Annotated in this window: 18 protein-coding genes; 8 read left to right on the plus strand and 10 right to left on the minus strand. The window is 62.0% G+C overall.

The annotated features are described in order from the left end of the window. Positions 1-234: 234 nt before the first annotated feature. Entirely contained in the window at positions 235-1,281 is a 1,047-nt protein-coding gene (locus tag MAIT1_RS12485) for an FAD:protein FMN transferase (RefSeq protein ID WP_085442618.1), read from the minus strand. Further along, complete coding sequence (locus MAIT1_RS12490; protein ID WP_158089465.1) at positions 1,278-2,045, minus strand: RsmE family RNA methyltransferase; 768 nt, start codon at positions 2,043-2,045, stop codon at positions 1,278-1,280. The genes MAIT1_RS12485 and MAIT1_RS12490 overlap by 4 nt, the downstream gene beginning before the upstream one ends. A 120-nt stretch (positions 2,046-2,165) precedes the next feature. On the opposite strand from MAIT1_RS12490, the gene MAIT1_RS12495 reads away from it, so the two are divergent. The 5 genes from MAIT1_RS12495 to MAIT1_RS12515 all read left to right on the plus strand — a co-directional run bounded on the left by MAIT1_RS12495 (position 2,166) and on the right by MAIT1_RS12515 (position 8,626). Then, positions 2,166-2,717 (plus strand): chorismate--pyruvate lyase family protein, encoded by a 552-nt coding sequence (locus MAIT1_RS12495; RefSeq protein WP_143814821.1) that lies wholly within the window; start codon positions 2,166-2,168, stop codon positions 2,715-2,717. A gap of 440 nt (positions 2,718-3,157) precedes the next feature. Continuing rightward, a complete protein-coding gene (ubiA, locus tag MAIT1_RS12500; protein ID WP_085442621.1) occupies positions 3,158-4,045 on the plus strand; it encodes a 4-hydroxybenzoate octaprenyltransferase in 888 nt (295 codons plus the stop codon). A 114-nt stretch (positions 4,046-4,159) separates the two neighbouring features. Further along, positions 4,160-5,128: a response regulator gene (locus MAIT1_RS12505; RefSeq protein ID WP_198947888.1), complete on the plus strand. Its 969-nt coding sequence runs from the start codon at positions 4,160-4,162 to the stop codon at positions 5,126-5,128. Further along, complete coding sequence (locus tag MAIT1_RS12510) at positions 5,125-6,987, plus strand: UbiD family decarboxylase (RefSeq protein ID WP_085442623.1); 1,863 nt, start codon at positions 5,125-5,127, stop codon at positions 6,985-6,987. The genes MAIT1_RS12505 and MAIT1_RS12510 overlap by 4 nt, the downstream gene beginning before the upstream one ends. A 406-nt stretch (positions 6,988-7,393) precedes the next feature. Beyond that, complete coding sequence (locus tag MAIT1_RS12515) at positions 7,394-8,626, plus strand: DUF2325 domain-containing protein (RefSeq protein ID WP_085442624.1); 1,233 nt, start codon at positions 7,394-7,396, stop codon at positions 8,624-8,626. Positions 8,627-9,003: 377 nt separating this feature from the next. Here MAIT1_RS12515 and fusA read toward each other — a convergent pair whose 3' ends face one another. The 4 genes from fusA to MAIT1_RS12535 form a co-directional block, all read right to left on the minus strand. Further along, complete coding sequence (gene fusA, locus MAIT1_RS12520; protein WP_158089466.1) at positions 9,004-11,079, minus strand: elongation factor G; 2,076 nt, start codon at positions 11,077-11,079, stop codon at positions 9,004-9,006. A 508-nt stretch (positions 11,080-11,587) separates the two neighbouring features. Beyond that, on the minus strand, positions 11,588-12,310 hold the full coding sequence (locus tag MAIT1_RS12525) for a sulfite exporter TauE/SafE family protein (RefSeq protein WP_085442626.1): 723 nt from the start codon (positions 12,308-12,310) through the stop codon (positions 11,588-11,590). 30 nt (positions 12,311-12,340) lie between these two features. Continuing rightward, a complete protein-coding gene (locus tag MAIT1_RS12530) occupies positions 12,341-13,636 on the minus strand; it encodes a helix-turn-helix domain-containing protein (RefSeq protein ID WP_085442627.1) in 1,296 nt (431 codons plus the stop codon). A 49-nt stretch (positions 13,637-13,685) separates the two neighbouring features. Next, positions 13,686-15,416, minus strand: coding sequence for an NAD+ synthase (locus MAIT1_RS12535; protein WP_085442628.1), 1,731 nt, complete (start codon positions 15,414-15,416; stop codon positions 13,686-13,688). A 624-nt stretch (positions 15,417-16,040) separates the two neighbouring features. On the opposite strand from MAIT1_RS12535, the gene hisC reads away from it, so the two are divergent. Beyond that, complete coding sequence (gene hisC / locus MAIT1_RS12540; protein ID WP_085442629.1) at positions 16,041-17,123, plus strand: histidinol-phosphate transaminase; 1,083 nt, start codon at positions 16,041-16,043, stop codon at positions 17,121-17,123. A gap of 68 nt (positions 17,124-17,191) precedes the next feature. Here the strand turns inward: hisC and MAIT1_RS12545 are convergent, their stop codons facing one another. Beyond that, entirely contained in the window at positions 17,192-18,784 is a 1,593-nt protein-coding gene (locus tag MAIT1_RS12545; protein WP_158089467.1) for a LamG domain-containing protein, read from the minus strand. A 26-nt stretch (positions 18,785-18,810) separates the two neighbouring features. Then, the gene (locus MAIT1_RS21855; RefSeq protein WP_158089468.1) at positions 18,811-19,632 is read right to left on the minus strand and encodes a type II secretion system protein; all 822 of its coding nucleotides are present in this window, start codon (positions 19,630-19,632) and stop codon (positions 18,811-18,813) included. A gap of 243 nt (positions 19,633-19,875) precedes the next feature. Between MAIT1_RS21855 and MAIT1_RS21860 the strand changes: the two genes are divergently transcribed. Further along, positions 19,876-20,091, plus strand: a complete 216-nt coding sequence (locus MAIT1_RS21860) for a hypothetical protein (RefSeq protein ID WP_158089469.1) — start codon at positions 19,876-19,878, stop codon at positions 20,089-20,091. Between the two features lie 46 nt (positions 20,092-20,137). Further along, positions 20,138-20,572, plus strand: a complete 435-nt coding sequence (locus MAIT1_RS12555) for a hypothetical protein (protein ID WP_085442632.1) — start codon at positions 20,138-20,140, stop codon at positions 20,570-20,572. A 242-nt stretch (positions 20,573-20,814) separates the two neighbouring features. On the opposite strand, the gene MAIT1_RS12560 is transcribed toward MAIT1_RS12555, so the two are convergent. After that, complete coding sequence (locus MAIT1_RS12560; protein ID WP_143814822.1) at positions 20,815-21,018, minus strand: hypothetical protein; 204 nt, start codon at positions 21,016-21,018, stop codon at positions 20,815-20,817. A 211-nt stretch (positions 21,019-21,229) separates the two neighbouring features. Further along, a complete protein-coding gene (locus MAIT1_RS12565) occupies positions 21,230-22,726 on the minus strand; it encodes an OmpP1/FadL family transporter (RefSeq protein WP_085442634.1) in 1,497 nt (498 codons plus the stop codon). Between the last annotated feature and the right edge of the window lie 581 nt (positions 22,727-23,307).

Raw genomic sequence — 23,307 nt, forward strand, 5'->3', positions numbered from 1 at the left:
CACACGAAACCAAAACTGCACAAAACGGCCAATGTTTGCGTGACACAGCTTGAGCTTGCTCTGACTATTGGCCGCCGACCAGTCGGCGGCGGGGTCTGGGGGCGGCGCCCCCAGCGGGGTTTGGGGCGGCGCCCCACGGTTTGGCTTTTGGGAGCTCGAGGGCAAAGCCCTCGATATCTTCCATCGCCAAAACCGCCAATGGCTATTTTTGAATTCGACTGAGTATATAAGCCACTATATAAGCCACTCGCCCTGGAAGTCGGGACTCTTATATCTTTCCCCATCGGCGCGATACCACATCGCCGCCGCGCCGGGGAATTTCTCCAACAACGCCTGACCCGCCGCGTGGGACAGATTCATCAACGCCGTGGAGAGCGCATCAGCCAACTCCGCATTGGCCGCCTGCACCGAGATCGACGCCCACCCCTGCGCCGCCGGTGCGCCGCTGTGGGGGTCCAACACGTGGTGATAACGCCGCCCTTCGTAGTCGAAAAAGCGTTCATAGTCGCCCGAGGTGACCATAGAGAGCGGCGTGGTGGTCTCCACCGCCGCAACCACCGTCTCGGGGTTGGGCGGGACCTGGGGATGAACTTGCTGCGGGCGCGGATGACGCACGCCGATGCGCCACGGCGCGCCGCCCTTATTGCCCACCGCGCGAATATCGCCGCCGGCGTTGATCAAAGCGTTGCTCACGCCCAGATCCAGCAACTTGTGCATGGCGCGATCGATGGCGTAGCCCTTGGCGATGGCGCCCAGATCGAGACCGAACGCCGCATTCTCCAGGCGGATCTCAGTGTCGCCCGCGTCGGTTTTGCGCAGTTGAATGGCCGCTTGCAGATGGCCGTCCGCCAGCGTCCGCCACTGCGCAATGGCCTCCATGGGCGGCGGCTGGGAGGGCGGCGGCTCCTGGGAGAAGCCCCACAGCACCACCAAGGGGCGCAGGCCCATGTGAAACGCCGCATCGCTGGCCTGCTGCACGGCCATGCCGCGCTCCAGCAACGCCCCCAACTCGCCATCCAGCGGATGCCACGCGCCGCGCGGAGCGGCGTTGAGCCGTCCGCTGGCGCTGTCATCGCGATGGCTGCTCATGAGCGTCTCGATGCGCCCCATCTCGCGGAACGCCGCGCCCGCCGCCGCCGCATGCTCGCTCTGATTGAGGCCAAAGGTGGAGATGCTCACTAACGTGCCCATGCGCAACTGCGTGCTCTGATGGGTCTGCGGCGGCGGTCCGGCGCAGCCCGTGAGCCAGAACAGCGCCAGAATGAGCAGCCCGCGCCTCACAGCAGATCTCCCCACACCCCCAGCGCCAGGGTCACGGCGCTGATGGCGGCGGTCTCGGCGCGCAGAATGCGCGGCCCCAGTCGCACAGGCTGCGCCTGCAACTCCTGCTGGGCGCGCGCCACCTCATGGGCGGGAAAGCCCCCCTCGGGACCGATGATCAGCGTCACCGACTGCGGCGCTGTCTCCAGCGTGCGCGCCAACTCGCCCAGGGTGGGGGCGGCGCCGTCGGCGCTCTCCTCCCACGGGATCAGCCGCAGGCCGTCATCCAGCAGCGCGGCCAGCCCCTTCCAGTCGCTGGGTTCGGTGATCTCCATCAGCCGCCCGCGTCCGCACTGCTCCATGGCCTCCGTGGCGATGCGGCGCCAGCGCTCCAGTTGATTGCCCACCCGTTTGGCGTCGGGGCGTTTGATCACCCGTTCGCTGATGAGGGGAATTACCCGCGCCGCGCCCAACTCGGCGGCTTTTTGAATCACCAGTTCAAAATTGCTCCCCTTGAGCAGCCCCTGCACCAGGGTCAACTCCAGCGGTGGCTCGGGGCGGGTGGAGACGCGCTCCATCAATCGCAATTCCACGCCGTCGCCGCTGCCCTTGTCGCCCAGGCTGTCAATCACGCCGAAGCGGGCGTTTTCGCGTCCATCCATCAGCAGCACCCGCGCGCCCACCCCCAGGCGCAGCACCCGGGTGAGGTAGCGGCTAGCGTCGCGATCCAGTTGCGCGCGCTCGGTCTGCATGTCGAGAGTGGGCAGATGCAGACGCGGCGTCATGGCGTGAAATGTGGCTTGGGGTGGGGTTTGAGCATCGGCGCGCTTCCCGGCGAATGTTGTCTTGGCGGGGGTTTTGGGTATAGTGTGGGAACTTCCGTCCAATCGCAACCCCGACCGCCCATGCCCGCGCCCGCCTTGCAGTTTGATCAGCATTGGGATGACCCGCAGACGCTGCTTGCCCAGCGTGGCGAAGGGCTGAATGCGGATTGGCGCGCGTTGTTAGGCTGCGAAGGGTCGCTCACCGCCGCCTTGCAGGCGCATTATGGCGCGCCGGTGTTGGTGAGCCTGGTGGGGCAGGTGGTGATGGATGACGCCGCCGCCGAACCTGCGGGCGTGTGGGACGATGCGCTGCAACTGCCGTTTGGAGCGCGTCATCTGGCGCGGGATGCGTGGTTGAACTCGCCGGGTCATTTGCGCGTGTTCGCCCATTCGCAGATTCTGCTCGATGGATTGGACGCCGACACGCAAGCGCAGATTGAGCAGGGGGTCAAACCGTTGGGGGGGCTGTTTTTGGCCCAGCAGGCCAGCGTGCGGCGCACGGGTTTGGCGTTGGCGCTGGCCAGCGCGCCGCAGTTGGGGTTGGATCAGCCGGTGTGGTGCCGTCGCTCCATCTTTGTGGTCAATGAGATTCCCAGGGCGAGAATTCTGGAACTGTTCGCGCCACTTGAGTAGAACCTGATAAGTATAGAAAATCTGATCGAGAATCGGATCTGTTCGGTTTTGGATAATGAAAGATATCGAGGGCTCTGCCCTCGAGCTCCCAAGATCAACAGCCACACCGTGGGCTCCGCCCACACCCGCTGGGGGCGCAGCCCCCAGACCCCGCCGCCGACCAGTCGGCGGCCAATAGTCAGCGCGAGTTTCACCTGCGTTACGCAAACATTGGACGTTCTGTGCAGTTTTGGTTTGACTCACTATAGTTGGGCGATCAGGTCAGGAAACGCGCGGAGTAAAACTTACGAGGGTCCAGGGAAATCATTTCCCTGGCGGGTCAAGGGCGGAGCCCTTGTGGGTCCAGGGCAAAGCCCTGGCCGGGTCTGGGGCGGAGCCCCAGTCTCTAAAATCTTCTAAAATTCCTCTCGCATTTGTTGCATGATCCTACTCTAGAACCCATGTGGAACATCGCTCAAACCGTTGACGCTATTCCGTTTCCGCTGCTGCGTGAGTCGCTGCGGCTGATGCGCGTGGACAAACCCATTGGCACCTGGCTGGTGTTCTGGCCGGCGCTGTGGGGGGTGGCCGCGGCCAGCTTTCCGGCGCAACCGGACTGGCTGCTGATGGCGGTGTTCGGCATCGGCGCGTTTGTGATGCGCTCGGCGGGGTGCGTCATCAACGACATCGCCGACCGCGACTTCGACCCCCATGTGGAGCGCACCAAACAGCGCCCGCTGGCGGCGGGACGCATCAGCATGCGCGCGGCGGTGGGGCTGCTGATTCTGCTGCTGGTCATTGCGCTGTTTCTGGCGTTTCAACTCAACTGGCTGGCGCTGCAACTCTCGGTGGGCGGCGCGCTGCTGGCGCTGACCTACCCGTTCACCAAACGCATCATTCACACGCCGCAACTCTATCTGGGCGCGGCCTTCGGTTGGGCGGTGATCATGGCCTGGGCCGCCACTGCGGGCGCGGTGACGCTGGACGCCTGGATTCTGTTCGCCTCCATCCTCACCTGGGCCACCGGTTACGACACCCTCTATGGCATGGTGGATCGCGAGGACGACCTGAAGATCGGGGTCAAATCCACCGCCATATTCTTTGGCCGCTTCGACTTGGCGGCGGTGGCCGGATTCTACGCGCTGACCCTGCTGCTGTGGGCGCTGTTTGGCTGGCGATTGGGCTTTGGTTGGTCTTATGGGATCGCCTGGCTCGGCTGCGCGGCGCATATGGCGCTGCAGATCGTGCGTTGCCGTAAACGGGAGCGGGACACGCTGTTCAACGCCTTTTTGAGTAACAGCCAACTGGGCTTGCCGCTGCTATTGGGCATTCTGCTGGCCGCATACTGAGGGGTTTGCGGTTGTGAGCGTGCTGGAATTTTCTTTGCCCGGTATGCCGGTTGGCTTATCCTGAAGCCGTTTTGCATGACCCGTTCCCGCTGGACCGTTGGAAGGAGGCGAGACGTGACGGATTCGCCCGCCAAGCAGAAGCCCCCACAAGTTCTGGTTGTGGATGACCAGATCATCAATGTTGAGATCCTCACCGACTATCTGAAACAGGAGGGCTACAGCGTCTCTGTGGCTCGTGACGGCGCCACCGCGCTGCGCGTTCTGGAGCGCAAACCGCGCGATTTTGACGCCGTGCTGCTGGACCGTATGATGCCGAAGATGGATGGCATCGAGGTGCTCAAACGCATCAAGGCGCACCCCGAGATGCATCTGGTTCCGGTGATCATGCAGACCGCCAAATCCGCCCAGGCGGAGATTCTGGAGGGGTTGCGAGCGGGCGCCCACTACTACCTCACCAAACCGCTGCGCCGGGAGATGCTGCTGGCGGTGGTGAATACGGCGGTGGGGGATTACAGAGACTATAAATCGATGCAGGAGCGCGCCGAACGCGCCCTGCGCGAGGCGCGCGACAGCATCGCCAGCATCCGTTTGCTGGAACAGGGGCGCTTTCGTTTTCGCCATCTCTCCGATGCGCAGAGTCTGGCGGCGCTGCTGGCCAACCTGTTTCCCGATTCACAACGGGCGGCGGTGGGGCTTTCGGAGCTGCTGATCAACGCTGTGGAGCATGGCAATCTGCAGATCACCTACGCCGAGAAGGGGCAACTCCTGACCAATCGGCGGCTGCTGTGGATGGAAGAGGTGGAGCGGCGTCTGGCGTTGCCGGAATATGCCGACAAGTATGTGGAAGTGACCTTGCAACACAGCGCCGAGCGCCTGAGCGTGACCATTCGCGACGCTGGCGACGGCTTCAACTGGGCCGACTATCTGGAGTTTGACCCCAAGCGCGCCTTCGATCCCCATGGACGCGGCATCGCCATGGCCCGCGCCATGAGCTTTGATACCCTGCAATACAACGACGTGGGCAATGAAGTCACCGTCACGGTCAACCTCGCCTCAGAAGAAAACGTCGCCTCCTCATCATGAGCCAAACCGCCTCTTCCGCCCCCAAAGCGTTTGCCGATCTGCGCGCATTCATCACCATGCTGGAGCAGCGCGGCGAGTTGATCCGCATCGACCGTGCGGTGGACCCCAATCTGGAGATCACCGAAATCAGCACCCGCTTGCTGGCCGAAGGCGGCCCAGCGGTGCTGTTCACCAACCCGGTGGGCGGGCGGATGCCGGTGTTAGCCAATCTGTTCGGCTCCCAGGAGCGGGTGGGGCTGGCGGTGGGGCAGTCGCTGGAGGGGCTGTCGGAGCTGGGCGAGCTGCTGGCGTGGCTGAAACAGCCGGAGCCCCCCACGGGCGGCATCGGCAGTCTATGGGAGATTGCGCGCAATCTCAGCCGCGTGCGCCACATGCCCACCCGACGCCTGCGCCGGGCGCCGTGGATGGCGCAGAGCTTCGACGGCGACGCCGTGGATCTGGGCATGCTGCCGCTGATGACCTGCTGGCCGGGCGATGTGGGGCCGCTGATCACCTGGCCGTTGGTGATCACCCAGGGCCCCGACGGCGGACCAGTGAATATCGGCATCTACCGCATGCAGCCCATTGGGCGCAATCGCCTGATCATGCGCTGGCTCAAACATCGCGGCGGGGCGCAACATGCGCGCGCGTTCCACAAGCCGATTCCGGTGGCGGTGGCCATCGGCGCCGATCCAGGGACCATTCTGGCGGCGGTCACCCCGGTGCCCGACACCCTCTCTGAATACGCCTTTGGCGGATTGATGCGGGAGAAGCGCATCCCTATCGTCAAATCCGCGCTCTCCGGCCTGCCCATTCCCGCCTCCGCCGAGATCGTGCTGGAGGGGACGGTGGATCTCAATGACGTGGCCGATGAAGGCCCCTATGGCGACCACACCGGGTACTACAACGAAGTCGAGCGCTTCCCGGTGTTCACCGTGCAGCGCATGAGTCTGCGCCAGGATCCCATCTACCTCTCCACCTTTACCGGACGCCCGCCCGATGAGCCGTCGGTGCTGGCGCTGGCGCTCAACCGCGTGTTTGTGCCGCTGCTGCGCAAGCAGTTCCCGGAGATCGTCGCTTTCCACCTGCCCGCCGAGGCGTGCTCCTACCGCGCGGCGGTGATTGCGCTGAAGAAGGGCTATCCCGGCCACGCCTTCCGCGCCATGACCGGCGTATGGGGCTTTCTGCGTCAGTTCCTCTACACCAAGACGCTGTTCGTGGTGGACGCCGGGGTGGATGTGACCGACTGGGATGCGGTGATGGATTGCGTGGCGCGCCACGTCCATCCGGGGCGCGATCTGCATGTGATCGGCAACACCCCCATCGACTATCTGGACTTTGCCTCGCCGCAGAGCAGTCTGGGGGGCAAGTTGGGGGTGGACGCCACCACCAAAATCGGCGCCGAAGCCGACATCGGCGCGCCGTTCCTGCCGCCGCCCGACGCCGCCGCGCGCTGGAGTGACGCCTTGATGGGCATCGATGGCGCGCAGAGCGTCGCCTGTCGTCCCGAGCTGGGGCTGGCGGCGCTGGCCATTGAGAAGCGCGCCGCCGGGCAATCCCGCCGCGCCATTGAGCAAGCGTGGGCCGCGCTGCCGCCGGAGATGGGTCCCAAGCAGTTGTGGATCGTCGATGGCGATATCGACCCGCACAATTGGGATGACTTGATTTGGGTATTGGCCACCCGTTTTGACGCCAGCCGTGACCTAGCCATCGAGCCCAGCGGTTTGCGCTTTGCCTGGGATGTGACCAACAAGTTGCCCGGCGAGACCGAGCGCGAGTGGGGGACGCCCATCGTGATGCGTGATGACGTGATCCAGCGAGTCGATGCAATGTGGCCGGAGCTGGGTTTGCCGGGCGCGGGCAAGTCGATCTGGCGCTGAGCCAAATTGGCCGCCGACTGGTCGGCGGCGGGGTCTGGGGTCCGCGACCCCAGCGGGGTGTGGGGCGGCGCCCCACGGTGTGGCAGTTGTCTTTGGCCGTTTCCCCAGCAAGAGAGTTTGAGCCAGTAAGAGGTTAGGGGAAAATCTCAGAATGACGAGCCAGCACGGAGGCCGTCGGGGAAACGGCAGTGAGCGATATGGCGGCGAAGCCGCCAGGAGCGAATGCCGTAGATCTCTGAGCCAGGGAAAGTTGAAGAGTGTTTGTGGCAAAGTAAATCCGGCAATTAACCAATAAACTCAGGCTATTGTATGAGCCACCAAAGGAGGCGGCAAAAAAGCGCTTGACTTGCAAATGAGAAACATTATCGTTAGCAGCACGTTTCGACTCTGCTGATGAGGCCATTCCATGTGCAAATTGTCTTCCGATACCGTCTCCTCTGTGGGCGCGACCGCGCCTGTCAAACCGCTCTCCAACGGCAAACGGCGCAAGCTGTGGCAAGTGGATGAGCGACTCATCTGCCCCATTATCGGCACCTGCTTTTCTATTGAAGCATTACGCGCCCACGCCAACCGCACCCACTCCTCCGTGGAGACGGCCAGCGACTTCGAGGTTCACGCCACCGCCACCGCCTCAGCCAAACAGAGTGGCCGTCTGGGTAAACTCCTCAACAAAGCGTTGGACCGTCAACATACGCGCAGCCTGAGCCGCGCCAAGCAGATTCGCGATAGCCAGGGTTTGCTGGAGTGGTGGCGCGAGGCGGTGCAGAGCGGACGGGTGGCCGGGCCGTTGTGGGCCATCGCTTCGCATCCGCATGCTGATGAGACCTGCTTGAGCCAGGTGTATGGCGATATCCATATGCTCTCCCATCTGCATGGGGCCAATGCGCGGGCGCGGCTGACGCAGCAGGCCGATGCGCAACAGGCGCAGGAGCAGTTGCGCGCCGAAGTGGAGGCGCTGAAAACGCGCCTGCATCAGACGGTGCGCGATCGCGACGCCAACTTGTTGCGCTTGCGCGAGGAGAATCGCGCTCTGCAGGCGCGTTTGGATCTGCTCAACACCCGCGCCGAGCGGGATCAGCAGGCCGAAAGCGCAGAGAGCGCCCTGATGCTGCAAGGGGCGGTGCAGGCCATGGAGCGGCTCGAGGGCGAGCGCGCGGTGTTGAAGATGGATCTCACCGCCGAGCGGGAGCGGGCGGATCTGCTGATGCAGAGAGCCGATGAGATGGAGCAGGAGCGCGATGCGTTGGAGAGCGCCATTCAGACTCTGTTGGCGCCCACTTGCGAGAATTCAGGCGCGTGTGATGGCAAACAGTGCGCGCATCCAGACCTGAAGGGGCGTTGCCTGCTTTATGTGGGTGGGGTGACCCATCTGCGCGGGCGCTATCGGGATCTGGTCAAGCGCTATAACGGGCGTTTGATCCACCATGATGGCGGGGTGGGGGATGGCGCGGCGCGGTTGGAGAGTCTGATGAGTCGCGCCGATCTGGTGATCTGCCCGGTGGATTGCGTCAGTCACGATGCGTGTTTGCGCAGCAAGAAGTATTGCAAGCACAATGGCAAGCCGTTCATTTCGCTGCGCAGCTCGGGGTTGGCGTCATTGACCCGCGAACTCCACACCATGGTGATGACCAGGCATTGATCTATAGTGGGTCGAAACCAAAACTGCTCAAAACGGCCAATGTTTGCGTGACGTAGATTGAGCTTGCGCTGACTATTGGCCGCCGACTGGTCGGCGGCGGGGTCTGGGGGCTGCGCCCCCAGCGGGTATGGGCGGAGCCCATGGTTTGGTCTTTGGGAGCTCGAGGGCAAAGCCCTCGATATCTTTCATTATCCAAAAACCGAGCATGTCCGATTCTCGGTTTGACTTACTATAACGAGGGTCCAGGGAAATCATTTCCCTGGCGGGTTAAGGGCGGAGCCCTTATGGGGTCTGGGGCAAAGCCCCAGTCTCTCCAAGCATCCAAAAAACAATACAGGGAGGAGAAGAACATCCTGCTCCCCCCGTTATTGCTAGAATTAGCCCTTATCTTCCAGCGCCTTGCGGGCGATGTGGCTGGGCACTTCCTGATAGTAGCCGGTCTGCATGGTGTAGAGACCGCGCCCGGAGGTCAGCGCGTTCAAGGTGTTGCCATAATCCAGCACCTCGGCCATGGGGACTTCGGCCAGAATTACCTGGGCCCCGCCACGGGGATTGACGCCGGTGATCTTGCCGCGGCGGGAGTTCAGATCGCCGATGACGTCGCCCATGCTCTCATCGGGGGAGACCACTTCCATGGCCATCACCGGCTCCAGCAGCACCGAGCCGCCCTCGTCCATGGCGTTCTTGAAGGCGATGGAGCCGGCGCTGCGGAAGGCGTTGTCGGAGCTGTCCACCGAGTGGTGGGAGCCGTCCACCAGCTTCACCTTCACATCCACCACCGGATAGCCGCCGACGATGCCCTTGGACATGGCGTCGATGACGCCCTTCTCCACCGCCGGGATGAAGTTGCGCGGAATGACGCCGCCGACGATTTTGTTCTCGAACACAAAGCCTTCGCCGCGCGCCAGCGGCTCCACTTCGATCCAGCAGTCGCCGAACTGACCGCGTCCGCCAGACTGCTTCTTGAGCTTGCCCTGCACCCGACACGCCTTGGTGAGGGTTTCGTGATAGGGCACCTTGGGCGCCTTGAGGGTGGCTTTGGCGTTGTACTTGCGCTCCAGACGATCCAGCACCACCGCCAGATGGGTCTGGCCCATGCCCGCCAGAATCAGCTCCTTGGTCTCATCGTCGCGATGCACGCGGATGGTGGGATCCTCCTCGCACAGCTTCTGCAACCCCTGGGAGACCTTGTCTTCGCTCTTGGAGTCCACCTCCACCGCATAGGCCAGCGCAGGCTCCTGGTAGCGCACGCGATGATAGTGAATGGGGTTGTCGGCATCGCACAGGGTGTCGCCGGTGTGGGTGTCGGACAGGCGCGCAATGGCGCCGATCTGCCCCGCCTCCAGGTGCGACACCTGGGTCATCTCCTTGCCTTCGATGCGATAGAGATGGCCGCCCTTCTCCTTCACCCCCCGGGTGGCGTTGAGAATGGGGGAGTCGGCCTTGAGCACGCCGGAGAAGACCCGCACCATGTTCATTTTGCCCGCAAACGGGTCGATGACGGTTTTAAAGGTGACCGCCGACATGGGCTCGGATACATCCGGCTGACGCGCAATCTCGCGCTCATGGTTCTCAGGATCCACCCCCACCAACGGTTTGAGGGCGGCTTTATCCACCGGGCTGGGCAGATAGTTGACGATGGCGTTGGCCAGCGCGCGACAGCCGATGTTCATCGCCCCGGAGCCGCAGAACATGGGCAGCAGACGACGGGTCATCACCGCCTCCTTCAAACCGGCGTGGAGCTGCTCCTCGGTGGGCTCCTGGCCGTTCTCCAGATAGGCTTCCAACAGCTCGTCGTCGCCCTCGACGATCTTCTCCACCAGCTCGGCGCGGTAGTGTTCGGCGTCGGCGCGGGCCTCTTCGGGCAGCTCAATCTGCTCGAACACCCCCTCCTTGGCCGACCACGCGGTCATGGGGATCAGGTCGACGATGCCATGGAAGTCGTCGCCATTGCCGATGGGGATGGTCAGCGGCAGGGTGGTGACGCCCAGGTCCTGCTGAATCTGCCCCAGGGCGCGGATGAAGTCGGCGTTGTGCTTCTCCATCTTGTTGATGAAGCCGATGGCCGGGACTTCGGCCTCCTGCACCATCTTCCAGTAGCGTTCGTTTTCGGTTTTGACGCCGTGTACGCCGGAGTAGCACAGCACCGCGCCGCCCACCACCGACAGCACGCCGCGGGTGTGCTCCAGAAAGTCGATGTAGCCCGGGGTGTCGATGATATTGATGTCGTAGTCGCGCCAGGGGAAGTGTCCGATCTGCGGGCTGATGGTGATGCCGCGGGCGATCTCTTCGGGTTCGTTGCGCAGCACCGTATCGCCGCGCGCCACGTCGCCGCGTTTGCTGATGACGCCGCCGTTGAAGAACAGCGATTCGGCCAACGTGGTGGCGCCGCCGCCGCCATGGGCGAGCAGGGCGACATTGCGGATATGGGTGGTGGCGACAGCATCGGACATGGGCGACTCCTTTGGGGTGCGTGCGGGCGTGTGCGCCGTGTGGGGCACAGGCCGCCGCGCCGAAGCAATGACGGGGAATATAGGCATCCAGTCTACTCCTCCAAACAGCGCAACCCAAGGATTGGCAAGGGGAGAAAGAGCGGATTCTGAGGGGTGATCAGAGAGGGTGAAATAGTGTCGCTAGCATTCAATAATGAACATATGGGCGCTGGAAGATATCGAGGGCTTTGCCCTCGAGCTCCCAAAGATCAAACCGTGGGGCGCCGCCCCACACCCCGCTGGGGTCCGCGACCCCAGACCCCGCCGCCGACCAGTCGGCGGCCAATAGTCAACGCAAGCCGAACCAGCGTCACGCAAACATTGGCCACTCTGTGCAGTTTTGGTTTTGACTCGCTATATATTCTGATTGCCAGCAGGGGGCAAAACTCACGAAAGTCCAGGGCAGCGCCCTCATGGGGTCTGGGGCGAAGCCCCAGCATCTTAAAGCGTCCCGGAGATTTTTAGAAAATTACAGCAACTCACGCAGAATCACCGCCATGCCGGAGCAGGCCGCCACCAGCAGCACGGCGCGGCGCACGGCGGCGTGATTCAAACGGTTCTTGATGGGGTAGGAGAGCAGAAAGCCCAAGCCGATGGCGGGCATGAACATCAGCCCCAATTGAAACTCCGCCGCACCCATGCGGCCAATGCGCCACAGGGTGAGCACGCTGATGGCCGAACCGAAGGAGAACACCACACTGAGTACGCCGCGCAGTTTGGGTCCGGGCAGATGTTGCAGCGACAGCGCCACCGGCGGTCCGCCCATGCTGGTGGTGATGCTCATTACCCCGGAAAGCACCCCCGCCGGGCCCAGCAGCTTGGGCGAAGGGTGGAAATGGGGCGCAAACCACGACAGCCCCACCGCCAGCAGGGTCAGGCTTCCGAACAGGAACGCCAAACCGCGCGCGGAGATCCAACTCAGCACCTCGGCGCCCAGCCACAACCCCGGCAGCGTGCCGAGCATGATCCAACCGACCAGTTTGAGGTCCACCTCGCGCCATTCGCGCAGGGACATCATCAGCGTCAGCAGCAGTCCGGCCAGGATCACCGGCCCCGGCACCATGTGCGGGGCGATCAACATCAGGGTGGGGGCGGCGATGAGGGCGTAACCGAAGCCGGTTGCGCCCTGCACCAGGCCGCCGGTGGCGACGGCCAGCCACAGCGCCGCCAGTTGCAGCAGGGAGAACGACATGGGGGGTTCCAATCAGATGCGACGAACGGCTCAGCGCGACTCCATGCGGCGACGCGCCGCAATCATGGCGGGTGAGAGAGTCACTTTGCGGATCAACTGTCCCGGTTTGCCCAGCGGCGGCGCCGGTTGGCCATCGACGAGGAAGCTGACGCCGCCCGCGTTGCCGATTTTGGCCACATAGGGGCCGCCCAGGGTGGGGATGGCGATGACGCGACCGGCCTTATACAGTCCGGTCTTATAGGTTTTGCCGCGCCCATCCTTGATCAACAGCCAGGCGTTTTCATTGATCACCAACGCCACGCGGCTGTCGGTGAGGGGGCGCGCCTCTTCACTGAGCGGTTCCGGCGTGGCGGCGCGGTCGGGGGTCGGCGTCGGGGTCGACTCCGGCTGGGTCGGCTCGGCGGGCGCGCTGGGCGCCGCTTCGGGCGCGCGCGCCACGCTCATGGGCGGAATTTCCGGCTCCGGCTGCGCGGCGTGGGCGACCACCGCCACTTCGGCGTTCAGATCGGGTTTCACCACGCTGGGCGGAGCGGCGTGGGCGGTCTGCAACGGCTCCTCCCGCAGGGGCGTTTGCGTCATGGGCTCGCGATCAGCCTGCTGCGTCAGCGGCGTGGGCTCCGGGGTGGGCTGCTCCATTTGCGCCTGATCGCTGGACTCACTCTCCATGCTCTCCGAGGCCGCTTCCGGGGCGCTCATGCCCTCTTCGCCTGCAGCGGAAAAGCTGGACTCAGCGCCCGCTTCGCTGGATCCATTGGGGGCCTCTTCACCCGCTGAGGCGGAAGCGTCGGCGGGTTGCGCGCCCACAGGCTGGGCCATGGGTGAGGCGATGGGGTCAGCCATCTGCGGCTGCTCCGAGAACCAATACTCATAGCCCACATACAGGCCGACCAGCAGCAACACGCCAGCGGCGATGAGCCACAGGCCGGGACGCCCGCGACTCTGGCTGTCGGGCGGCGGGAAGTACTGCGTCACCAGCTTCTCATCGCGCTGATTGAGCGCCTGGCTGAACGCTTTGACCATCTGCTGTTCCGGCAGGCCCAGATGGCGCGAATAGACGCGCATAAAACCGATGGCGAAGGTGAGGCCGGGCAGGGCGTCCACGTCGCCGCGCTCCAGCGAGGCCAGATGGGTGTCGCGGATGCGGCACTGCTTGTGGCACGCCTCCAGGCTCCACCCCTTCTCCTCACGCGCTTTGCGCAGTCGCGCGCCCAGCGCCTGCAAGCCGCCGTGCAGCGTCTCCTCATCCAACTCCGGCGGCGGTTCGTCGGCTTGGGTGGGCGCAGAGACGATCTTGACGGTTTCGTCTGACGGTTGAATGGCGCTCATGAATGCTGTTCCGTCTTACTGGCGTTGATCCCACGGCTTCTGGCGGCGCTTAGCACACTTTGAAGCCGTTGGTGATGGGATAGCGGCGATCCTTGCCGAACGCGCGCGCGGTGATGCGCACCCCCGGCGGGGCTTGGCGGCGCTTGTACTCGTTGCGATCCACCGTGGCGATGACGCGCGCGGCCAGATCGCGGTCGATGCCCAGGGATTCGATCTCCGCCAGGCTGCGCTCCTGCTCCACATAGAGTTTCAAAATCCGGTCCAAAATTGGATAGGGCGGCAACGAGTCGCTGTCTTTTTGATCCGGACGCAGTTCAGCGGAGGGGGCTTTATCGATCACATTCTGCGGCGTCGGATGCGCCAGACCCACCTCCTCGGCCCAGCGGTTGCGCGCGCGAGCCAGATCGTAGACGGTCATCTTCAGCACATCCTTGAGCACCGAATAGCCCCCCGCCATGTCGCCATAGAGGGTGGCGTAACCCATGCTCACCTCGCTCTTGTTGCCGGTGGTCACCAGCAGCAGCCCCTTCTTGTTGGAGATGGCCATGAGCAGGGTGCCGCGAATACGCGGCTGGATGTTCTCTTCGGTGACGTCCTCATCGCGCCCGGCGAACTCCTCGGCCAAGTCCGCTTTAAACTGATCGAACAGGCGACCAATGGGGATGCTGGCCAGGCGCACGCCCAGGCGGTTGGCCTGCACGATGGCGTCGTGGTTGCTGTGATCGGCGGTGTACTGCGACGGCATCATCACCGCCTCCACCCGCTCGGCGCCCAGGGCGTCCACACAGATGGTGAGCGTCAGCGCCGAGTCGATGCCGCCGGAGAGGCCGATCACCACCCCGGTGAAGCCGTTTTTGCGCACATAGTCGCGAATGCCCAAGGTCAGCGCGCCCCAGATCTCCCGTTCGCGATCCAGCGTCGGGCTCAGGAACGGCTCCGAGTGGGGCGCCGCGCGCCACGGGCCGCAGTAGCCGGTGCGCAGGAACTGGTTCTGCACCGTGGTCTGTTTGGGGTGGTCCAGTTGCGCCGGGCCGTCGCCATCCCAGGAGATGCGGGTCAGGCGGATCTCTTCGCGGAAGAAGCCGCAGCGCAGGCTCACCCGCGCGCCGGAGTCCATCACAAACGAGCCGCCATCGAACACCAGCTCATCCTGGCCGCCCACCTGGTTGACGTAGACCACCGGCAGGCCGGTTTCGTGGATGCGGTCGCTGACCACCGATTCGCGCTCGCGCCACTTGCCCAGGTGATAGGGGGAGGCGTTGAGGTTGAGCAGAATCGCCGCGCCCAGCTCCATCAGGGTGCGCGCCGGGCCGTGGGCGTGCCACACGTCTTCGCACACGGTGATGCCGATGGGCAGGTCGCGATAGGTGTGTACATTGGCCTCTTCGCCATGCACAAAGTAGCGCTGCTCGTCGAACACGCCATAGTTGGGCAGGTTCCATTTGGCGGTGAGGAAGGTCTCGCGGCCATCCTCCACCAGCATGGCGGCGTTGAGCACATCGCCATTCTCCAGTCGGCGCGGGGCGCCGTAGAGCACATCCACGCCCATCTCCGCCAAACCCTGGCGCAGGCGCTTCTCCTGCTGCTCCACGCGCTCCAGAAACAGCGGTTTATGCAGCAGGTCCTCGGGCGGATAACCGGTCAGGGTCAACTCCGGGAACAGGACCAAGTCGGCCCCGGCGCGTTTGGCGGTCTGCGCGGCGTCCAGCATCATGCCGCAGTTGCCCTCCAGGTCGCCCACGTGGGGATTGATTTGCGCCAAAGCGAGGATGATTTGCATAGGTGTGTCCGCCTTCAAACAACCATTGACGAAGCGTTGCGTCATCTCCGCAGAGCGCGCGCAACCAACGAAAACGCAATTCCGATTTCACTCTACTGCAATTTCAACTGCTTGGATGGCGTTGAAACTGTCAGATTCTGCGCGCCATCGTCGCCGGGCGATGGTGCGCCCCCGGTTTGATGTTGCAAACGCCATTAAACCAGGTAATTTACCGCATCATGCGGCTGCATCCAACGCGCAATGCGGCGTGGGGGCAATTATTGATAGAGTCGCAGGCATTCAGAAGTGAACGCCGGGATGCTATGAGATTTCGAGAGCTATGCCCTCGAGCTCCCAAGATCAAAAGATAAACCGTGATTCGGGCCATCCATGGCCCTCACCCTTTGGGCTCGCTGCGCGAGTCCGATTCGGCAATCCTGCCGAATCGTGGGGCGCCGCCCTGGATTGCACACCTTTGGCCGCTGGGGTCGCGGACCCCAGACCCCGGAAAATCGGGCCAGTAAATGTCCCGATTTTCCACGTTTTCAGTATCGTGCAATATATCCAGTTTTGATTTGTGTTGGCGATATTTCTTTTTTTATTTCCTGCGTTTCACTGACTTTGGCCAGTATGGAGCCACGCTTTATGGACGTTACGCAATGGACCCGCCCCGCCGTGTTGGGCATGGCCGGATATGCGCCCGGCGAACAGCCCCAGGCCGCAGAGCGGGTCATCAAGCTCAACACCAATGAAAACCCCTACGCGCCGCCGCAAGCGGTGCTGGACGCCATGGGCGCGGCCCTGGGCGACGCCCTGCGCCTCTACCCGGAGCCCGACTCGCGCAGCGTGCGCGAGGCCGCCGCGCGCGCCTATGGTCACGGTCTGCAGCCGCAGCAGGTGGTGGCGGGCAACGGCTCGGACGATCTGCTCACCATCATCCTGCGCACCTTCGTCGATCCTGGCGAAACGGTGGCGGCGCTGGACCCCACCTATACCCTGTATGAACCGCTGGTGACGCTGCAGGGTGGACGCTACGCCAGTGCGCCGTGGCGGGAAGATGGCGGCTTGCCGGTGGATGAACTGGCGGGGTTGCGCGCCAAAGTGATCTTCGTCACCCGGCCCAACGCCCCCACCGGTCACGTCTGCGCCCTCTCTGAAGTGGTCGAGCTGTGTACAAAAACTCAGGCCCATGGGGTGGTGGTGCTGGATGAGGCGTATGGCGACTTCGCCGACGATCACGGCCTGGGGCTGCTGCCCGACTGTCCCAATCTGATCGTCACCCGCAGCTTCTCCAAATCCATGTGTCTGGCCGGGGCGCGGATTGGACTGGGCTTTATGTCCGTGGCCATCGCCGAGCAGATGCACAAGGTGCGCGACTCCTACAATCTGGACCGTGTGGCCCAGGTGGCCGCCACCGCCGCATTGGACAATCTGGACGCCTATGCGCCGCTCATCGCCAAGATCAAATCGGAGCGCGCGCGTTTGACCGCGGCGCTGCGGCAGCGCGGGTTCGATGCGCCGGAGAGCCAGGCCAATTTCGTGCTGGCGAAGATTCCCGCCGGGGCGTTGGATGGTCGTGGCTGGCTGGCGGCGCTGCGCCAGAAGGGGATTCTGGTGCGCTATTTTGGTCACGATCCGCGTCTAAGCGACAAGCTGCGCATCACCGTGGGCGCGCCCCACGAGAACGACGCCCTGTTGGCGGCGGTGGATGGGATTCTGGTCGGTTAGAGTGTCGGCGGAATCAGGCTATAAAAAAGGCTCCCGATTGGGAGCTTTTTTTGTGTCAAGCGCTCTGTTTAGTTGCAAGAGGTGCTGTTCTCGCAGGTGTAGATTGCGCTGACTTCATCTGCTGAGAGCGCTTTTGAATAGATGCGAACATCATCAATGGAGCCTGTGGCGGGGAAATAGGGCGTGCTGTTAAAATCGAGCGCGCCAATCCAAACGTGGTTATCGTTGTACTTATTTGTTCCGGCGTCGGACAAGGTCATGGACGTTGTGTTTTGTACTTCAGACCCATCGACATAAGCGACATAGGATGTGCTGGAGCCGGTTCCTGAGACGGTATAGACGATGTGATGCCAATTTCCATCATTGAGATCCTGCGTAATCGACTCGCGATAAAAGTTGGCGGCGGTGGTGTTCAGCCCGTCGCGATCATCGTAAATATGGATCTGCATCGTATCTGAATTGGGGACGTAATTGATTGAGCCGAGTCCAGATGAAATAAAAGTTTGCCAGCTTGTACTGGTATTGGCTGTTGGAATATTCACCCAAAACGAGTAGGAGAAATTGGTCCAGTTCGCCGCATCGTTACTGCCGATTGCGGTGCTGGCAATGCTGACGTAACCATCTCGATTGAGAAACTCGCCGCCATCAATTACGCCGTTACTGGCGGTTGCCCCGGAGATTCCGCCGCTATTGCCGTCGTCACAACTCCCGACCACAGTACATTCAAAATGATAGGCGCTGTTGGCGGTTGAGTGACGATCAGCCGTCTGCGCCGGAGCGGAGGTGGTTCCAGTGGGGACAAGGTTCTCCACCTGGTTGCAGGAGCTGTCCTCAAGCGGAGCGGCAGCGTCCATCTGCCACCACGCTTCCGTTCCGCGGCCCACCAGATCCTTCAAATACTCAAAATCCGCATCCTCGGCAGTGAGAGTGGAGATGGTCGTGCCGGCGTTTCTCAATGACTCGCGGTTGGTGATGGCGGTGATGACCCGGTCATCGTAGTCATTGGTATGGGTGGTGGCGCCCGCTCCGGAGGTGATGGTCTGCGCCATATCATCTTCGTTGAAGCTGTTGGCGGTGGTTCCAGCGCCCTGGCCGCTTTCATTATAGCCATCGAAGAAACCGTCGGCGCCGTCATGGTCGGCGTCGGTGGGACCGCCGGTGGCGATCAGGAACGGCACGTTCTTAACCGCGTTGGTCCCATCGCTGGTGACATGCAGATCGGTGGTGTTGGGCGCGGCGGCCACCAAGGTGATCAATTGGTTGCATAGATCAACGCGTGACGTGGCGGCGTCAAAGTTGGAGGTTCCATCGCGGTAGACGCCATAGCGCAAACCATTGTTTACCGTGTCATTGCCATTGGCCAAGCCAATGTCGCGATAGGGCAGGAACCCAACCTCCACACCACAATCCTCGGAGCCGTCATTGGTGGCGCTGGGGCAGGGCAGGCGGTTGTTCTGCTGCATGAAGCCCTCCACCGCGTCACGCGCGCTCTTCATGATCTCGCGGTCTTTGCTGGCGGTCATCAGGCTGGCGAATTCGGTGACTTTGGGCAACAGCACCGCCGAGGCGATGGCCAGCACCGCCATCAGCACGCTCACAGCGTACATCATGCCAAAGCCCGCCTCGCGGCGGCGTGGGAGTCGTTGGCTGGGCGCGTTCATATCCATCCCCCTTGGCGGTGATCAGCTTACGGGCAATTGAGGGTGGAGATCAGCCCCACAAAGGAGCCCGCCACAACGATGTCGTCATAGGAGGTGTTGGCGGCGGCGTTGCCATCTTCGGGGTTGGCGATGCGCCACACCCGGCTGGGGTTGTCCACACAGCGTTGCAGCACTGTACTGCCGTCGGAATAGTCCTCGTTGTTGCCGTCCAATTCAGCCAGCGCAGCCACTTCATCCGCATTGGCGGCGGAGTAGTCGGCATCCTCCACTCCGGCGCTGATCAACACATAGGGCGCCGCTGTGGTGTTGTCGCCGGCATCACAGTTATAGGTGAAGGTGGTGTTATTGAAGTCGCCGATCATCAGGCCGTCTTGGCTGGCCACGCCAGTATTCATCAAGGTCTTCAAGTTGGTGCAGATATTGGAGCCGGAATTATCCGCCACGCTGGCGTTGGTCGCGGTGGAGTCCTGGTGCACGGCGTAATACACTTTGCGGCCCCAGGCGTCATAGTTGTTGGGCAGGCCCAAATCCCGGTAGGGCAGATGGCCAAACATGGCCGTGCAGGGACGCGCGAGACTGGTGCCCGCGTTTTCGGCGCCATCATCATCGGTGTCCGGGCAGGGCAAGCGGCCTTGCGCCACGGCAAACCCTTCCAATGCATGCTGGTAGTTTTCCAGCTGCGCTTCAGTGGCTTTCTTATTGGCGGTATCGGTGGCGCCGGGCAGCACGGAGAATCCGGCGGCGATGATGATGCCGATGATCACCAGCACCATGGAGAGCTCCACCAGGGTGAAACCGCCGCTGGGCGTCGCGTCAGCGCATTGAGATTGATTGGACCGCCATCTCATGTTCAACTCTCCCGCTTGGCTAAAATTCCATGTTCCCCTGTGCCGCGCGCGCGGTGTCTGGCAGAGACAACAGATTGAATGCTTAGGCGGAACGCCACACATGTTATGTGTGGCGCCTGTGATGGATTTGTTGCTCATTGCATCAGGTTGGACTATTCTAACAATAAGCGTTGAAAAAGTAGAATGATTTGCAATCCCTCTTTTATACAGTAGCTTATCAAGGGCCAGCTGGAGAGTGAGGTTATGGATGTAAAACGCATTATCCGCTGGATCATTTTCGCCTTGGGAGCGTATCTGATCTTTATCGGTTATCGGGATATGATCGCGACGCCGGATGTGCTGGGCAACCGAGACATTGATTATAGCGCCACCGCTCAGGACGCCACCCTGGGGTTGGGCTATGTGGTGGCTGGCGGCGTGATGATTCTGCTCGCTCTGCTCTCTCGAGGCGATCGATAACAGTCCGATTGTTGGTTCATCCGAACGCGTAAAAGGGAGGCGCATCATGACGGAACATCCCGACACGTCCCTCTCCCCCGCCGCCAAGCGTCGTGAAGCGGAACGCATCATCCAGCGCCGCGCTTTCTCCGGCCCCAATAAACGCAAAGGGCCGGACCTTTATGTCAAAATTCAGCGCTGGTTGAATGTGGTCTCGCTGGGGATCGTCTTAGGCGTGCTGGTGCTCATCGACCAGGCGCGGCCTGCGTATGATAACCTCTTCTCCCGCGCCGCCGAGGTGTATGATTTACGCCGCGGTTGGGATCATCACATGCTGGGCGCGGCGCTGGGGCTGACCATTCTGGTGATTATCTTCTCGCTATTCACGCTGTTTCTCAGCAGCCGCCGCAAGCGCCGTAAAATGGACCAGTGGAATGTGGGCGGCTTGGTCTACCTCACTTTGGGCGTGCTGCTGCTCATCTACCAAAATAGTCTGTTCTAGATGGTGTCGTCATGAGATGCAAATCTCGGGCTCCTGGCTCAAAATGAGCGCATTTTAGGCGCGCCGATTGACTTGAGCCAGCCTCAGGGAGTGAGGCGCAACGACAAATGCGCCATTTTGAGGCGGAGAATGCGAAGCATGCCCCGTTTTTGCATCTTGTGACGACACCATCTAGGCTCTGTCGCTGGGTCAGCGTTCAAGCGCGCCAACCGTCCGGTTGCGCGTTGTATCCTCTGAGAACTCTATACCGCGCTGGTGTCTTTGAGGGCGCCAACGCCGCGCATGGGCGCGTCCCATCCCGCATAGCGCCGTCCCAATAGGCACTTCAGATCGTGGCTGAAGGGGTGTCCCTCCGGCGGCGCCAAGCAGACGTGAAAGCTCAGTTGGCTGGACGCGTGGTTGATGAAAGGCGAGACAATGAGCAACATCTGTGGTGTGTGGTCCATCGCGCGCTCCTGTGGTGATAAGGGCTCTCCCTTATCTCTAGCGCAACCTGCGGGCCAAACACTAAATTGCTGAATTGTATAGATATATCGTTTTTTGTTGGCGAGACGCCATGCAATCTGCAAAGCGAAATTCCTCGCATTCGCAGTTCGCAAACAGAAACGGCGCGCCGGGAGTGCCGACGCGCCGTCTGTTTTGCTCTGCTCTGAATGCTTATTTGAACAGATAGCTGTAGCTCAGAGACCAGTTGAACTGGCTGTGGCTGATCTCCATGCCGGAAGGCTGGGTCGCTTTGGACTTGGGCGCGTAGGCCGCAGCAAAGCTGATATTGTGCAGGTCATTGAACTTGTAGCCTACGCCCGCGGTGTAGTGGTGCTGAATGGTGGCCGGGAACAGCGCGTTGACGTAGGTGTCGGGGATCGGGTTGTCAGAGAAGCTGGCCCCGCCGCGCACGCTCCAGGCGTCGTTGATTTTGTATTCGGCGCCCAGGTGCAGCACGGTCTGGTCGTCCCACTCTTGGGTCATGGAGACTTCCATGGTCTCGCCGCGGAAGTCCGCAGTGGCGATGCCCATGCTGGTGCTGTAGTTGTTGCTGGTGGAGTCGTCAGCGGTGAACTTCATTTTGAAGTTCTTCATGGTGTTGGACCAGTCAGTGACGCTCAGGTCGCCGACCAGCAACAGTTTGTCAGTGGCCTGGTAGGCGGCGCCGACAACGAGTTTCTGCGGCCATTCGAAGTCCTGCACCTCCATTTTACCGGAGAGCGTCATGGGCACCACCGCGCCGCCCATGGTGGCCGGCACCGCGGCAAAGCTCACGCTGGCCTTGGTGGTCTCCAGATCCTGCATGGCGGTCTTGGAGTGGTAGGCGGCGCCGATGGTCAACTTGGGGTTGACCTTGTAGGACATGCCCACTTTAAAGCCGGCGCCGACGCCATCGGCTTCGCCGGTGAAGTCGCTGCCGTCGGTGAAGTCAAAGCGGCCATAGTTGATGTCGGTGGCGCCGAAGGCGGCATAGCTGCCAGCGGTGAGGCCGCCGATGGTGGTGGCGAGGTTGGAGGACATGGCCACCGTGCCGCCGTTACCGGCCATCATTTTGGCGAAGGTGGAGCCGTCCACATCCATCTGCAGGTCCAGACCCATCCACACCAGGTCCAGGGTGGCGCCGATGGAGAGGTTGGGGTTGACCTGATAGACGATGGGGGCCATGGCGCGGCCCACGGAGAGTTCGGAGCGGATCTCTTGCCCCGACAGGGCGCGACCGGCGACGCCGAACATGGAGGTGCCGGACTGGAACAGCGAGCTGGAGGCGCCGTACTCGGTGCCCATGCCGCCCTGCGCAAACACGCCCAGACCGTAGGTCAGGTTGTTATATTTGCGGATATAGGACATGGACGGCATGTAGTACGCGTCGCCGCCGCTCTCGTTCTTCACCCCGTTATAATCCAGGTCCACGTTGGGGCCCAGCATGCGGAAGCCGGCGCCCAGACGGGCTTTGCCCGGCATATAGGAGAGGGTTGCGGGGTTGTTCATCAACGCGGAGTTGCCCACGTCGTAGGCCGCCGCTGCGCCGCCCATGGCGTGAGCTCGGGCGCCGTAACCCTCCAGGTTCATGCCGTTGGTGGCGTAAGCCGGACCGCCGAAGACAGCGGCTGCGGCTAACGCCGCGCCAACCAGGGTCAGACGTTGGGATGCCTTCATGGAACGCTTCATTTCCTCTCCTCGCGCTATCGCTATAAAAGAAGTCAGCACATCTCAGTTATACACGCGCCTCTGTGTATGTGGGCGCTTTGAACGCGCGGGGTAAACAAGCGCGTTCAGATTCTCATCGGTCGCGCCCCCCCAGGTCGACACGATTTTTTTGTTGTGTGGCGGCGAATGCTGATGCTGGCGCATTAGGAGCGCTCTATTTTGATACGCCAGAATTCGTGCCAACAACTGACTGTGCCATAGGCGGGAAATATTATCCACAAAAATATATAGAAAAATCTGATATTCCCCATTCATGCGCCGTAATTCACATAACGTTCCCTTAAATATGGTGCTAAGCTAATGATTGCAAAGCAGGCATATTACACAAATTAATAAGGTATAAATATGGTATAATGGCCTATTCTCTGGGTTTATTGTGTTCGCGCAGCGATGGGGTAATCGGGGGAAAATGGCGTGTTGAAGATTTATCCACCAAAACTCAGTAAAACTTTGCCATAATTGGTTCAGACAATATGCTTGGAACAATTTTGTCAGGCGCGATACTCTGAAAACACTGGGGTTTGCATAGCAGGACTCATCAA

Origin of the sequence: Magnetofaba australis IT-1, from assembly GCF_002109495.1 — a bacterium.
Taxonomy (GTDB): domain Bacteria; phylum Pseudomonadota; class Magnetococcia; order Magnetococcales; family Magnetococcaceae; genus Magnetofaba; species Magnetofaba australis.

What these genes read in the sequence shown, in the direction of transcription:
- MAIT1_RS12490 (WP_158089465.1), bottom strand. Translation starts at nt 2,045, where the DNA reads ATGACGCCGCGTCTGCATCTGCCCACTCTCGACATGCAGACCGAGCGC.
- MAIT1_RS12495 (WP_143814821.1), top strand. Translation starts at nt 2,166, where the DNA reads ATGCCCGCGCCCGCCTTGCAGTTTGATCAGCATTGGGATGACCCGCAG.
- ubiA (WP_085442621.1), top strand. Translation starts at nt 3,158, where the DNA reads ATGTGGAACATCGCTCAAACCGTTGACGCTATTCCGTTTCCGCTGCTG.
- MAIT1_RS12510 (WP_085442623.1), top strand. Translation starts at nt 5,125, where the DNA reads ATGAGCCAAACCGCCTCTTCCGCCCCCAAAGCGTTTGCCGATCTGCGC.
- MAIT1_RS12515 (WP_085442624.1), top strand. Translation starts at nt 7,394, where the DNA reads ATGTGCAAATTGTCTTCCGATACCGTCTCCTCTGTGGGCGCGACCGCG.
- fusA (WP_158089466.1), bottom strand. Translation starts at nt 11,079, where the DNA reads ATGTCCGATGCTGTCGCCACCACCCATATCCGCAATGTCGCCCTGCTC.
- MAIT1_RS12525 (WP_085442626.1), bottom strand. Translation starts at nt 12,310, where the DNA reads ATGTCGTTCTCCCTGCTGCAACTGGCGGCGCTGTGGCTGGCCGTCGCC.
- MAIT1_RS12530 (WP_085442627.1), bottom strand. Translation starts at nt 13,636, where the DNA reads ATGAGCGCCATTCAACCGTCAGACGAAACCGTCAAGATCGTCTCTGCG.
- MAIT1_RS12535 (WP_085442628.1), bottom strand. Translation starts at nt 15,416, where the DNA reads ATGCAAATCATCCTCGCTTTGGCGCAAATCAATCCCCACGTGGGCGAC.
- hisC (WP_085442629.1), top strand. Translation starts at nt 16,041, where the DNA reads ATGGACGTTACGCAATGGACCCGCCCCGCCGTGTTGGGCATGGCCGGA.
- MAIT1_RS12545 (WP_158089467.1), bottom strand. Translation starts at nt 18,784, where the DNA reads ATGAACGCGCCCAGCCAACGACTCCCACGCCGCCGCGAGGCGGGCTTT.
- MAIT1_RS21855 (WP_158089468.1), bottom strand. Translation starts at nt 19,632, where the DNA reads ATGAGATGGCGGTCCAATCAATCTCAATGCGCTGACGCGACGCCCAGC.
- MAIT1_RS21860 (WP_158089469.1), top strand. Translation starts at nt 19,876, where the DNA reads ATGGATGTAAAACGCATTATCCGCTGGATCATTTTCGCCTTGGGAGCG.
- MAIT1_RS12555 (WP_085442632.1), top strand. Translation starts at nt 20,138, where the DNA reads ATGACGGAACATCCCGACACGTCCCTCTCCCCCGCCGCCAAGCGTCGT.
- MAIT1_RS12560 (WP_143814822.1), bottom strand. Translation starts at nt 21,018, where the DNA reads ATGGACCACACACCACAGATGTTGCTCATTGTCTCGCCTTTCATCAAC.
- MAIT1_RS12565 (WP_085442634.1), bottom strand. Translation starts at nt 22,726, where the DNA reads ATGAAGCGTTCCATGAAGGCATCCCAACGTCTGACCCTGGTTGGCGCG.